Raw genomic sequence first — 13,240 nt, 5'->3', positions numbered from 1 at the left:
TTCGTCTCAGGTGCGTTTTTGCTTCGACGATGAGGATGCTACTCTTGTTCTGCCTCTCCTTCCGAGATCAACAGCGGAGGCAGCAAATGACGAGCATGCTAGAGCTGAGCTGAACGCAGCTCTGGCACCACGGCGGGCTTTCGTTCCGCAATCTTTACCGACCTTGGATGCTAGTGAGTCGTCGAAGACACCGCTCTGGCTAGTCCCGACCCTACGCTTGCGGGTTCTTCCAGGCGCCTGGCGGCGTCGAGCTGGTCGCCGCTTGCGATTGGTTCTCATAAGCGTCAGCCTGCTTGTCTTACTCTTGCTGGGCCTGTTGTTCTCCCTACGCTCGTCTGTACCAGCAGTGGTGCTTTATCAGGCTCAGAGTCAGGATTACGATCAGAGCCTGGGAGGGGAGGGACTGGTCTATCCCCAAAGGCAGCTTGTGCTCTCTCTGCCCTTTGCGGGCAAAGTTGATACTGTACTGGTCAAAGTGGGCGACGCTGTCCGCGCTGGTCAGGCCGTGTTGCGCCTTGATCCGCTTGAGCTGTCTCTGCAGCTGAAGCTGGCCTGGGACGAGCTGACAGCAGCAGAGAGTTACTTGCAAGCAGTGATGACCAGCGGCAATTCGACTGCCGTGGCTCAAGCGCGTCAGCGCTATGCGCTGGCCAGAAGCAAATATGAAACCCTGCAGGCTCGTTCCTCTTCCTTCCTCTCAGGGAATTGTCTTTTGGCTCCGCTGAGTGGCGTGGTGGCAGCGGTCAATATCGTGGCTGGCCAGTCCTTCTCGGCCAATGCCTCCCTGCTCACGATCAGTGATCAATCCAGAGTAGTAGTTCATGCCAAACTGCCATTGAAGGCTCTTGGACTGATCCATACAGGACAGCCCGCGGAGGTCTTTGCCCTGGCAGGGCCAGCCCCGATCCTCAGAGGCGTGGTGCTAACCATTGTGCCGCGTGCTGATCCGCAGACAGATACCTTCGAGGTATGGGTGGTGCTGGATAACCGGAGTGGAGCTCTTTTGCCAGGCATGAGTGTCTTTGTACGCATTGCTGTAAAGGGGAGCATGCTGGGATTGCCACGCCTGGCGGTGCTCGATCTAGATCTGGTTCCCGCCGTCTTTGTTGTGCAGCGGCAGCGAGCTTATCTGCGCTCAGTGCATGTGATTGCTCGCTCATCTGCCAGGGTCTTTATTGACGTTGGCCTGCACAGCGGAGAGCTGGTCGTTCTGGTGGGTCTCGCTGATCTCGACAATGGACAAGAGGTACGCGTAGTGAGAATTGAGAAAGATTGATGACTCAATGTATATTTAGTGTGATAATGGATGAATACGGTAAAATGATACAAAAGATCGCTGCTTTGCTGAAGCTGTTGAGGCAATGGCTCTGGCGGGAGTGGGAGGATACTCGTGGTAGATTGCTGCTGGCCTGTGTTTTGATGCTAGGAGCGAGTGGCTTGCCGTGGTTGGCGGACCCTTTGCGAGGTGGCTGTTCTCCCTGGCAAACGCCGCTGGCGCCGGCCTGGTCGTTGGCGGCTCCCGGCACAGTTGGGGCTGCGCTGACAAGTGTTGGGGCAGGCTCTTGCATGGCGGCTTTGCTCTGTCTCGGCTGCACCTTGAGACCGTTCGTCGATCGGTGCCTATGGCGCTATCGTCTGGCTGGTGCCAGCTGTTTACTGCCACTCTGCCTATTCTTGCTGCACTTTACTGCGGTCGATACTCAGCAGAGCGATCTGCTGGCTTATCATAAGCTGGAAGCCCAGCTTATCCTGCGTCACTTGGGCTACAATCTCCCCCGAGACTGGCTCCCTGTGACAGCTCCTTTTGCTTTGGATATGACAGCACTCCATTGGCGCGTCGTCTTGCTGGTAGACCAGCTTCGTCCTGGGGCTGCCCTGCCTTTGATTGGCCTGAGCCTGTGGTTCCGACAACCAGGTCGCAGCCAACCGAACGCCAGGATAAGACCCTGGTCGCTTGTGCCGGCGCTCTCCTGGCGTCCGCTCTCTTTGTCGGTGCTGCTAGGAGCAAGCCTGCTGCCTGCTCTTATCGCTCCGCTCTGGTCTCTGCTGGCTACATGGCAAACAGACCTGGCTATCGCTGCCGGCGAGTATCAGCAGGCTCTCGGATGGCTGGAGACTACCCCCTGGCTGGTCCCTGCCGTTGTCGGCTCTGCGACCTACGAGGAGCAGCTCGGCCAGACTCTCTTTGGGCTAGAGGCTCACTCACAAGCGGAGGTGGTGAGCTTTGCGGCGGCTCACTCTTTGCTACAGCAACGGGCCTACCTGCGTGCCTATCAACTGCTTTTCCCGCACTGGTTGGCGCATACGCAGCAGAAAGACCTTCCTGAGCCGTGGCTGACCACAGCTCTCAGCGAGGCGCTGGAAGGGCTGGTAGAGGCTGCCTGGCCCTCCAGCACGCTCTCAGGGGATGCCCTAGAGCGGAACCACAGGTTGATCATGGCTCAGGCCTGGCTGAGGCGACTCGCGCAGGTCAATCCGGATAGTCTCTATGCTCACTACCTGCTTGGGAGAGCCGATTACGAGCTGCGTAACTATCAGGGCTGCCTGGCTGAGATGGGGATAGGGCTGAGGCTCTCCTCCGATAATGACCTTCGCTCCTCCGCCTATACCTATCTGGGCCTGGCTGAGATTGCTTTAGGACGCTCCGCTGAGGGGAGAGAGGCTTTGCAGATAGCGCTCGCGCTTGATCCTGAATATCACAATAACACGGCTCGTGAGGCCCTCTCTGGTTTGCACTAGAGGGTATTGAGTGGTGAGAAAGTATAAATGAGTATTATCGTGCATTAGTAAATGAGCAAATCAAAAGGAAGGGATGGTCGTAGGGTTTTATGTTCGATCGTTGCTACTTGGGGCGTGTACTGGTCAGACGGATAGCGTCATCGCCTACTGAGCCGCTGGCCAGACCAAGACCTCTCCGTTTCTCTGGTTGGTCTCGTCGCCAGCTCCTTCCCAGCCTTGATACTCTCTGCTTACTACTGCTGACCATGTTAGGGGCAGTTTGGTTTACCTGGCAAGTTGCTCTGGTCCCCCAGCCCGGAGACTTTGATCCTGGTTGGGGAGATGCCCGGTGGATTGCAGCGGCTGATAGTAGCGCCCCGGTTGCCTACTTTCGTTACACTCTACAGCTCAATAGCTGGCCAGAAGGAGCGATTCTGACGATAGCGGCGCGGCAAACTTTTGCTCTGGCTGTCAATGGCGTGCCACTGGGCAACACTAACGGCCAGTTCGCCTCGCGCGCCTTGCTCTATGATATACGCCGCGCCCTGCGCATCGGCGTGAATACCATCGCGGTGCGCGTGGTCAATGCTGACCTGCAGCTGCCGGCTCTGAAAGCTTTGCTGGAGATCAGGAATGGGATAAGGACCTACCGCTATAGTTCGGGAGAGGGCTGGCGTGCCACCGCTCAGAGCAGTCTGGCCCATCGCCGGAATGCAGTTACGGTCAATGCCTGGAGCCTACCCGACTTCGACGCGACCGACTGGCAGCAGGCAAGAGTTCTGCCAGAAGAAGCTGGCTCTTCGCTTTCTCTCGCATTTGATCCCCGTCCCTATCAGCAGCCCCTGCCTCACCTCTGGCTTAGAGCTGATAGCTCGGACGTATGCTTTACCAGGCTTCTCGATATACCAGAGGAAGCGACCAGAACCTGGTTACGTCTAGGAAGCCCTGTCCAGACGAGTATCTATCTCAATGGAAGGCTGCTGACAACCCTCGCTGGGGGGGTTCAGTCTCTGCCTTTCAAACAGTTCCCTCATTCAGGGGGCTATCAGGCCGGGCTTGCGGTCACGCTGTATGACATCTCGTCATGGCTGCATACCGGGCGCAATACGCTCTCTATCCATGCAGTTCTTCAAGTACCGCCAGCCGAAGGGCAGATGGAGCAGCTCTTCAGGAAGGTGGCAGTGCTGACCGATGTCGTCATTGAGAAAAGCGGGGGTCAGCTACTGTGGCTGAAGCCATCAGAGGCCTGGCGTCTGGCCAATCATCAGGCTTGTGAACGGCTGGACGTCGGACAGGCGCCGCATCGCTGGCCCTCAGCCTCTCTCGAAATTCCTTCAGCTCCCTCGTTCCTCCCATACCTGACCACCATCGCTGTCGTCTCGCCTTCTCTACTCTCGGTGCCTGCCAAAGGCTGGATGGTCCTCTGTGGGGCGGTAGCCAGCATTTGGCTGCCCTGGGTTGGGCTAGGGCTGTGGCTCGCGGTCGGGTGCTCTGCCGCTCCTCAAGTGCTCTGGCGGCGATTAAGCCTGGCCGTACTCCCACCGCTGACGCTGGCGGGGCTATTGACGGCGCTGACCTACACTCCAGCGCTTCCCCACCCCTGGCCGTATACCTGGCCCTGGCTCTGGTTTCTGGGCACACTCCTCCTCCTGGACTACGCTGTGCTTGCCTGGGTAATCTGGTGGGACAGCCGTAGATCTCAGACTCGCCTCCAGACAGGTGCCTGGCAGACGAGAGAGAGCAGTGTCAGTGAGTCCAGCGAGGAGGTGAGTATTGATGTAGGTTCAGAAAGGAAGAGCCGCCCGCGAAGATGGGGTCAACGCTTGTCGCTGTGTTGGCGGTCGATCTCTCGCTCCTCCTGGCGATCCTGGCGCTTCTGGGTAACCATCCTCCCACTCATGGTCATGGCTGTGCCCCTATCAAGCTACCAGCTCTCTTACGAGCCTTACTGGCAGGATGAGCTTTCTAGCTACTATGCCGCACATGGTATCTTGGCCACCGGCTGGCCACTCTTCCCTTCGAGTTTTCTCTACACCAAAGCTGAACTCTATTCTTATCTGCTGGCCGCCTGGAGTCTGCTCTTCGGCGATCACCCAGAGATAACGCGCGCAATCAGCGTTGGCGAGTATCTTCTCTGCCTGCCCTTGCTCTATCTGGCAGGCTCTTACTTCTTCTCCCGCCGCGTGGCCTGGCTCGCCACGGCCATGCTGGTCTGCTCACCGCTGGCCTGGGTCTGGTCACGTCAGATGCGTATGTACCAGCAAGCGCAACTCCTTACTCTTTTAACCTTGTTACTTTTTCATATCTGTCTACAGCGCCAGGCTCGCTCACGCCTCATCTACGGAGCGGCACTCAGCCTGTTGGCAACCTATCTGAGCCATGAGGAAACCTTCATCACACTACCAGCGCTGCTGCTTTGCACTCTCTGCTGCAGAGACCGGACCCAGCTCAGCCTGGCAGCCCTTTGTCGCTCGCCTTCCTGGCAGCGAGCAGGTCTGCTCTGTGGAGTCGGTATCGGCTTCCAGCTCCTGCTCGCTCATTGTAGCCATCCGCCTGTTCTTGGAACAGATGCTTCGCAGCGTCCCCTCGTCCATTTCACGTTGGACAACGTCATCTTCTATGCAGAAATACTGTTTTCGCCTGTCACCAGTGGGCGGACGCCCTGGCTCCTCCTCAGTTCCGTGAGCATGGTGCTAGGCTGCCTGCAGGCCGTTCGTAGAAAAGAACCACGTGCTTGCTACTGCCTCTTGTTCTTGCTGGCCTCCTGGCTCATGTTGATCTATGGCTTCACGCTTCAGGCTGATCGCTACCTCTATCCATTGCTGCCTTGCTATTACCTGCTGAGCGCCTACGGAGCAAGCGAGCTAATGCTGGCTCTTGGAAGGCTAACAATGACCTTGGTAAAGACAAGCGCTGGGCCGTCTGACCGGAGCTGGAAGCGCGCCACAGAAGTGCAGCGCCTGTTCCTGCTAGGAAGCTCGGGCCTGCTATGTGCCCTCCTCTTGATTGCGCCGTTGATAGCCATGAACACAAACAATCTGTTCCTGAGCCGGCTGCTGGGCCTGCCCTATCACCGCCACTATGCCGACTACGATATCGCAGGGGCTTATCTAAGGCAGCACCTACGCCGAGGGGACGTGGTAATTGCGGTAGCTCCTGCCAACTGTGTACGCTACTATGTAGGGCAGGTTGATTACTTTTTCTCCATTGATCGTGCCCTCTATCTCATGGAACAGCGGGGGCATATTATCGAAACCGCCTCTGCGGCGGAGGCGCTTCTCAACCAGGAGGATTTCACAGCGGTGCTGGCTGAGCACCCGCGGGTCTGGATTGTCTCAGATGGCGGGCCATATGAGTCTGCTGTCAGAAAGCGCTTTATCTTTCCGCCCGATGTACACCTGGTCTTTGAGGGGTATGCATCGGCTCTTTATCTGCGCGGCGGTTAGCTATTTCGGAGGGTCTCATTCTATGCGAAAGAAGCTGTACAGGTTATTGCGAACTATTGTATGGATTGTGATTGTGCTCTGGGTAATCATGACCGCGGCTGGCTATATTGTGAGCTGCGCCCCGCTCTGGGAGCAATTCCCCCATCCACCCCTGCTCTTAGGAGCCAGCCCCACCCCCAGCCCGGGTCGGGGTCTCGTCACAGCTGCGACCTCCCTAGCTTTGCTGCCTGGATGGCGCGAGCAGGCTAGGGCAGTGATCGAACAGGTGCTGGAAAGTATGCATGAACATGCCTGGAATCCGCTGGCCAAGACGCATGGCCGGCGCACTGGTGGCCTTTTCATCAACTGGCAGATGATCGATCCAGAGCGTGTCAATGCCATTCGCCCCGGTCCGCAAGGGGAGACGCTGGAAAAGCATGATCCCCAGGTCGATCTGCTCTATCTGAATGCTTTGAGCGCCTATCAGCATCTCAACCCTGGCAGAGCGAGCTATCAGGCCGACCTGCAGCGAATACTGGCCGTGGTCAGACTCGATTTTCAGGATTATAATCTGCCCAAGGGCTGGATCTACTTCTCTCTCCTCTCAGTGGCACGCTCCTTGTCTGATGCCTCTCTGTTGGATGAAGCGCGGGCCTTGGTCGAGCGTTTCTATCGCTTCTGGTTTGATCCGCTCATCGGGACCATCTATGATCGGCGCCATCAACCGTTTGGCTATAACACTGTCCATGCGCTAGAGTGCGGCGCCGCTCTCGTTGATGCAGGAAAACGCTGGCAAGTGCCAGCCTGGAGAGAAGCCGGTGAGCGGACGCTGGAACACGTCATCAGCGTGGCCTTTGATCCCCAGAGGCACTTGCTCTATGAGAACATGGTGGTCGGCCCCGCAGGCTCTGATCGACCCCAAGGTGATGAAGTCAGAGCAGCTTCCACTGGAGAGGCAGTCTCAGCGCTGGCCCTGGCCTATCAGCTCACCGGTCAACACCGGTACCTTTCTCTCGCAAGCACATTGCTCCAGAGCCTCTTCGTCACCAGCGGTCTCTGGGACCGACAGCACGGCGGCTTGTACTTCGCTCTCCACCTGGGAGACGGGAGCGTGATCCGCGATTATAAAGAAACACGTGCTCAGTGTCTAACACTGAGCGGCCTTCAACTCTATAATGCCCAGGTCACGCTCCCATTCCTCAGCGAGGAACATGCTCTTATTGCCTTGCTGCTAGGGCCGTTTTACGAGCACACCTATCATGGCTACTTCTATCGTCTGACAGCTGATTTTCAGGTCTACGTGAGCAAACCCGGGGCCGGCATTGGCAAAGAAGACTATTTCACCTCGGAGGCGATGGGATGTGCGCTGAATGCTCTGCTGGCGGTAATCCAATCTACATAACGACTCTGCGCTTCCCCTAACAGGGAGCCTCCCAGCTCCGCTTTGGATACAAAGGAAGGCGAGCAGCAGCACTGTTCAGCGCTCGCTTGTTGTTGGCTGCTGACGGATCAAAGTCAGCAGGCTCCCGGCCAGGAGGTAGGAGATTGCCATCACGATAAAGGCAAGCTGGAAGCCAAACTGATCAATGAGCCAGCCGATGATGCCTCCCCAAGCAGAGCCAACGCCAAAGGCGAGGGCAAAATACAGGCTGAAGGCATTGTCGCGTAGATCGCGGCTGGCCGAATCGGCCAGGTATGCCTGGAGCAGAGGAGCCTCGGCATAGACAGCCAGGCCCATCAGCAACAAAGCCGGTGGGATGAGCCAGAAAGGCATATCTGGGCGAGCAAGCTCAATAAAGAGGAATGTCGTGACAGCTGAGGCACCGTAGAATAGATAGAGCATAGGACGGCGCCCCAGGCGATCCGAGAGCCGTCCACCTAACAGTGGCCCGATCACACTGCCGAGGAGCAGCAAGGTCAAGAGAACGCCTTGAAGACGACTGTCGATATGGCGAACATTCTGCAAATAAAGGGGGACATAGGTTGTAACATTGCCCAGGCCACGACCGCCAGCGGCGATAATAGAAACAGCCATGATGATGAGCAACGTACGATCACGCAGCGGAAGCAGCAGGCTTTTGCCCGTCTGGATCAGAGCGCGCCCGCGCAGGGCAAGGCGGCGAGCTGGCTGCTGCCGGAGACGACTACGCCGGTCGAGTGGTCCGCCCTCTTCAAGTAGAATCAGGATGGCGACGCCAATCAGGATGCCCGGCAAAGCGGCCACATAGAGCAAAGGGCGCCAACCCCAAAGTCCCAAGAGAGGACCGGCGATAAAGGGGACAGCCAGCGTGCCTATATTACCGCCGGCAATATGCCAGGCCAAAGCATAGCCATGCCGGCGCTGGCCATAGCGATCGGTCAGATAGGAGCTACCGACGGGATGTTGAGGAGCAGTAGCCAGACGAAAAGCTGTGCTCCAGGCCATCAAAGGCCAGAAACCATTGATTGTGCCCGTCAGAAAGGTGCTCAAGCCACCAAGGATAGCGCCGACTCCAAGCAGTACCTTGCGCAGGATGTAGCGACTCACCACGCCGAAGACCACCTGGAGAAGGCCTCCAAGGGCATTGGGAAGAGCGACTACCAGGCCAATTTGGGTATAGCTGAGATGATACTCCTCCTGGATAAGGGGATAAATAAGAGGCATCAATACTGTAATGGCGTGAATAAAAGCGTGAGCTGTGCTGACTAGGAAGAGATCACGGCCTGCTGCAGGCAAAGCAGCAATCTGCTCTTCCGGTAACATGGCTGCCTGGCTTGGACCAGCGGTCGATTTCTGCTCTGCTTGTTTCATAAGATCCCTCCAAACTAAGTGTAGCACGGGAGGAAGAGAGAGAGATAGGGAGGAGAAGGGCGCTGGCCGGGGAGAAAAGGGGCGTTGAGAGACCGCGCCTATGGTACAATACAACTGTGAAAATCGTCCCAGGGGACGGCGATGTCAATGGCTCAGGCCGTCTCGCAGGGTTCTCGACGAAGAGGAGTGAGCGGCATGCTAGACCAGGAATCTGTGGATATTGGTAAGGAACCCCGTCTAGTGCAGGGGACTCTCTTTGATAAGGCTGAGCTGGACCGGCTGGCAGCCGAGCAACGGCGCTGGGAAGAGACCACGCTCAAACAGTCGCTTGAGCGCATGCCCGAGCGAGAGCACCTTATGACCACCTCCAGCGTGCCTGTCAAACGCGTCTACACCCCGCTGGATATTTCTCACCTGGATTACATGCGTGATATCGGCCTGCCGGGCGAGTATCCTTTTACTCGTGGCGTCCAGCCGACGATGTATCGCGCCAAGCCCTGGACCATGCGCATGTTTGCCGGCTTCGGCACGGCTGAAGATACAAACGCGCGCTTCAAATATCTCCTGCAGCAAGGGCAGACAGGCCTATCGACAGCCTTTGACATGCCCACGCTCTACGGCTACGATACCGATCATCCGATGGCTGCCGGAGAGTTCGGCAAATGTGGCGTAGCGGTCTCCTCGCTGGCCGACATGGAAATCCTCTTTAAGGATCTGCCGCTTGATCGCATCACCACCTCCATGACCATCAACAGCCCGGCGGCGGTCATCTGGGCCATGTATATCGTCAACGCCGAGAAGCAGGGCTACCCGCGTGAGAAGCTGGGAGGCACCCTGCAGAACGATATCCTCAAAGAATACATAGCTCAGAAAGAGTTTCTCTTTCCGCCCGAGCCTTCCCTCCGCCTCGTTGTCGACACCATCGAGTTTGGAGCGCGCCACATGCCGCGCTGGAACACGGTCAGCATCAGTGGCTACCATATCCGCGAAGCAGGTGCAACTGCTGTCCAGGAGCTGGCTTTCACCATTGCCAACGGCATGACCTATGTAGAAGCAGCGCTCCAGCGCGGCCTCAAGATCGATGAATTCGCGCCACGACTCTCGTTCTTCTTCGATGTCCATAATGACTTCTTCGAGGAGATCGCTAAATTCCGCGCGGCACGTCGCATCTGGGCAAAACTCATGCGCGAGCGCTACGGGGCCAAAAATCCGCGTTCCTGGCTGTTGCGCTGTCACGCTCAGACGGCGGGCGTTTCCCTCACAGCCCAGCAGCCTGAGAATAATATCGTACGTACCACCATCCAGGCGTTAGCCGCAGTCCTTGGCGGCACACAATCGCTCCACACCAATGCCCTCGATGAGGCGCTGGCGCTTCCTACTGAAAAGGCTGCCCTGATCGCCCTGCGCACTCAACAGATTATTGCCTACGAGAGCGGAGTCGCCAACACTGTTGATCCGCTGGGAGGCTCCTACTTCGTAGAGAAGCTGACCGATGAGACTGAGCAGGCGGCGTGGGACTATATCAGGCGGATCGAAGAGCTAGGGGGAGTGCTGGCATGTATCCAGAATGGCTTCTTCCAGCGAGAGATTGCTGAATCGGCCTACCGCTACCAGCAAGAGATCGAGCAACGCAAACGTATCATTGTGGGCGTGAATGAATACGTAATGGAAGAAGACATGAAGGTGCCCACGCTTTACATCGATCGTGAGGGGGAGCGTGTGCACCTGGAGCGCCTGAACCGTGTGCGCCGAGAGCGAGATCAGGCAGCAGTAAGGAAAGCCCTCGACAATCTGAGTCGCGTGGCCGAGGGGACGGAGAATACGATGCCCGCCATTATTGAAGCTGTAAAAGCCTATGCTACCCTGGGCGAGATCATGGATGTCTTCCGGGCGGTCTTTGGTGAGTATACAGAGCCGGCGGTCTTTTAGCCAGGAGAGCGCGTTGGCAACGCGCCCGGCGCTGCCTGCTGGCTGATGCTCTCAGCTAGCAGGGGCAAGGGAGAGGGAGGCTCTCTGTAGGCCGGCTGATCCCTTGGAGGCCAGGCCCCAGGGATAGGTGGTCAGGCCGGGCTGCAACGGCCCTCACAGACCTCCTGATCTGCCCCGGCTGGGGAAGCGCGTTGCGTGCGCGCTCTCCTGATGGCATAATAGAATATCGCGCGACCCTTGGGATAAGAGTGAAAGGGCATTACCTGATTTAAGGTGAGGATCGAGATGCGATGCAGTGGATAGAATTAACGGTGCAGGCGCACCCCGAGGCGGTTGAATCCGTCAGTGAACTCCTCATGCGCTATACGCATGGTGGTGTGGCCATCGAAGAGCCGATCGAATTGCTCGATGACGGACAGGAGTATCGCATTCTCCCTGGCCATCCTGTCAAGATTCATGCCTATCTGGCGGTCGATGGCAAAGAGGAGGAGGCCCAACAGCGCATTGCTGAGGGACTGTGGCATCTTGCCAGTATCGGAGCTGGCCTTGTTGGAGAGCTAGAGACGCGCCTGATCCGTGAAGAGGACTGGGCCTCGGCCTGGAAGGAATCCTATCATGTGACGCACATTGGCCGCCGTCTGGTCATCTGTCCTTCGTGGCGCGAGTACACGCCAGCCGAGGGCGAAGTTGTGATGACGCTCGATCCGGGCATGGCCTTTGGCACGGGTCTGCATCCGACCACGAGAATGTGTCTGGAGGAGCTGGAGAGGCGCGTCCAGCCTGGTATGCGCGTCCTCGACCTGGGGACTGGCTCGGGTATCCTGGCCCTGGCCGCCGCCCTCTTGGGGGCAGACGAGGTCGATGCCTACGATATTAGCGATGTTGCTGTGGCTAGTGCCCGCGAAAATGCAGAGCGCAATCATCTCAGCGAGCGTATTCGAGTGATTCACGGAACCCTCGATGAAGAGCGCAGCCTGGCTCTGACCGGTCGCTATCATTTGCTCGTAGTGAACATCCTGGCTGGCGTGATTTGCTCTCTGGCCCCCTTTATGGCTACCGTCCTGGCTCCTGGCGGACTGCTGCTTGCCAGCGGTGTGCTGCAGGAACATCGAGATAAGGTCGAGCAGGCTCTCAAAGCAGCCGGGCTTTGTCCAATGGCTACTGTGCAAACCGATGACTGGCTGCTCTTCGTCATGCGCAAACCAGCCTAGCCTGATGAGCGACCATGCACCGCTTCTTTATCTCGCCTGAGTTATTAGCCCAGACCAGTCGGCCCTCGTTGCACAGGGTGATGCTGCCCGCAGCAGTAGCGCATCAGGTTCGTGATGTCTTGCGACTCACCCCCGGTGAGCATGTGGTCTTGCTTGATAACAGCGGCGACGAAATCGAAGCGAGGATTGTTCAGACTGGGCGCTCCGGCGTCGAAGTGGAAATCGTCGAGCGGCGTAAGGGCCGCAGCGAGGGCTGCCTCCGGTTGGTGCTCTATCAGGGACTGCTGAAGTCAGCCCGCTTCGAGTGGATTCTGGAGAAAGGGACAGAGCTGGGTATCAGCGCTTTTGTACCATTGCGCTGCCAGCGATCGCAGATTGGGCTGGAGGAGCTAGGAGCGACGAAGGTCCAGCGCTGGCAACGTATTCTACAGGAGGCGGCAGAACAATGTGGCAGGACCCGTCTCCCCGCATTGCTCCCCGTGCGCAGTCTCTCCCAGGCTTTGGCCGAGCTGCCTGCTGACGCTTTGATTGTAATGCCATGGGAGCAGGAGAGAAGGCTCAGTCTGCGCGCTGCCCTGCGCGCTTGTCGGCGACAGGTGCACGAGGCTCTAGCAATGGGTGGGCCGTTAACTGTGGCCCTCTTTATCGGACCCGAAGGCGGACTGGCCCCCGAGGAAGTAGCGCTGGCTCGTGAGTGTGGCGCCCTCATTGTCTCACTTGGCCCCCGCATTCTCCGCGCAGAAACAGCGGCTCTGGTGGCTGCTGCCAGTATACTGTACGAGTACGAGGATGAAGAGGAACAGACCGGCGAGACTGGCTAAAACTAGCTCACGCCGGTGGACAGGCCTATTCCTCTCTTCTTCTCAACCCCTCGCCAGAGCTTATACGCTAGCGTCGCTCGATCTCTACTGACCCGCGCGTTGCAGCCGCCTCGCGCACGGCTCTGGCTTGGCTCCAGAGATAAATTAGCCTCCCTCTCCGGCGACGGCTGAGAAATTTCTGGAATCTGGGCCAAAACCCGTTGACAAATCGCCAGAGATGTGCTATCTTAATGGCACAAGGTTAGAGAACTTCCTCTAACCCGAGATGCGGGAGTGGCTCAGTGGTAGAGCGCTTCCTTGCCAAGGAAGATGTCGCGGGTTCGAATCCCGTCTCCCGCTCCAGGT

8 protein-coding genes and 1 tRNA gene are annotated in these 13,240 nt (G+C 57.7%); 8 read left to right on the top strand and 1 reads right to left on the bottom strand.

What is annotated here, in order from left to right:
* Positions 1-268 precede the first annotated feature (268 nt).
* The 4 genes from KTAU_RS05080 to KTAU_RS05065 all read left to right on the top strand — a co-directional run bounded on the left by KTAU_RS05080 (position 269) and on the right by KTAU_RS05065 (position 7,545).
* Positions 269-1,276 (top strand): efflux RND transporter periplasmic adaptor subunit, encoded by a 1,008-nt coding sequence (locus KTAU_RS05080; protein WP_170293069.1) that lies wholly within the window; start codon positions 269-271, stop codon positions 1,274-1,276.
* A 44-nt stretch (positions 1,277-1,320) separates the two neighbouring features.
* The gene (locus KTAU_RS05075) at positions 1,321-2,739 is read left to right on the top strand and encodes a tetratricopeptide repeat protein (RefSeq protein WP_151727313.1); all 1,419 of its coding nucleotides are present in this window, start codon (positions 1,321-1,323) and stop codon (positions 2,737-2,739) included.
* Positions 2,740-2,984: 245 nt separating this feature from the next.
* Positions 2,985-6,164: a glycosyltransferase family protein gene (locus KTAU_RS05070; RefSeq protein WP_170293068.1), complete on the top strand. Its 3,180-nt coding sequence runs from the start codon at positions 2,985-2,987 to the stop codon at positions 6,162-6,164.
* Between the two features lie 46 nt (positions 6,165-6,210).
* Positions 6,211-7,545 (top strand): AGE family epimerase/isomerase, encoded by a 1,335-nt coding sequence (locus tag KTAU_RS05065; RefSeq protein WP_151727311.1) that lies wholly within the window; start codon positions 6,211-6,213, stop codon positions 7,543-7,545.
* Positions 7,546-7,620: 75 nt separating this feature from the next.
* Here KTAU_RS05065 and KTAU_RS05060 read toward each other — a convergent pair whose 3' ends face one another.
* A complete protein-coding gene (locus KTAU_RS05060) occupies positions 7,621-8,934 on the bottom strand; it encodes an MFS transporter (protein WP_151727310.1) in 1,314 nt (437 codons plus the stop codon).
* A gap of 195 nt (positions 8,935-9,129) precedes the next feature.
* Here KTAU_RS05060 and KTAU_RS05055 point away from each other — a divergent pair, with 195 nt between their 5' ends.
* The 4 genes from KTAU_RS05055 (at position 9,130) to KTAU_RS05040 (ending at position 13,237) form a co-directional block, all read left to right on the top strand.
* The gene (locus tag KTAU_RS05055) at positions 9,130-10,863 is read left to right on the top strand and encodes an acyl-CoA mutase large subunit family protein (protein WP_151727309.1); all 1,734 of its coding nucleotides are present in this window, start codon (positions 9,130-9,132) and stop codon (positions 10,861-10,863) included.
* A 290-nt stretch (positions 10,864-11,153) separates the two neighbouring features.
* Positions 11,154-12,074 carry a 50S ribosomal protein L11 methyltransferase gene (gene prmA / locus KTAU_RS05050; RefSeq protein ID WP_151727308.1) on the top strand — a complete coding sequence of 307 codons (921 nt, stop codon included), beginning with the start codon at positions 11,154-11,156 and terminating at the stop codon, positions 12,072-12,074.
* Between the two features lie 14 nt (positions 12,075-12,088).
* A complete protein-coding gene (locus tag KTAU_RS05045; RefSeq protein WP_151727307.1) occupies positions 12,089-12,895 on the top strand; it encodes a 16S rRNA (uracil(1498)-N(3))-methyltransferase in 807 nt (268 codons plus the stop codon).
* A gap of 267 nt (positions 12,896-13,162) precedes the next feature.
* Positions 13,163-13,237: transfer RNA gene (locus KTAU_RS05040), tRNA-Gly, on the top strand.
* The last annotated feature ends 3 nt before the right edge of the window (positions 13,238-13,240 follow it).

The organism is Thermogemmatispora aurantia (assembly GCF_008974285.1).
Taxonomy (GTDB): domain Bacteria; phylum Chloroflexota; class Ktedonobacteria; order Ktedonobacterales; family Ktedonobacteraceae; genus Thermogemmatispora; species Thermogemmatispora aurantia.
This window is presented reverse-complemented; position numbering and strand designations above follow the sequence as displayed.

Excerpts from the sequence above, each read along its gene's own strand:
- KTAU_RS05055 (WP_151727309.1), top strand. The coding sequence starts at position 9,130 with ATGCTAGACCAGGAATCTGTGGATATTGGTAAGGAACCCCGTCTAGTG.
- KTAU_RS05045 (WP_151727307.1), top strand. The coding sequence starts at position 12,089 with ATGCACCGCTTCTTTATCTCGCCTGAGTTATTAGCCCAGACCAGTCGG.
- KTAU_RS05075 (WP_151727313.1), top strand. The coding sequence starts at position 1,321 with ATGATACAAAAGATCGCTGCTTTGCTGAAGCTGTTGAGGCAATGGCTC.
- KTAU_RS05070 (WP_170293068.1), top strand. The coding sequence starts at position 2,985 with ATGTTAGGGGCAGTTTGGTTTACCTGGCAAGTTGCTCTGGTCCCCCAG.
- prmA (WP_151727308.1), top strand. The coding sequence starts at position 11,154 with ATGCAGTGGATAGAATTAACGGTGCAGGCGCACCCCGAGGCGGTTGAA.
- KTAU_RS05060 (WP_151727310.1), bottom strand. The coding sequence starts at position 8,934 with ATGAAACAAGCAGAGCAGAAATCGACCGCTGGTCCAAGCCAGGCAGCC.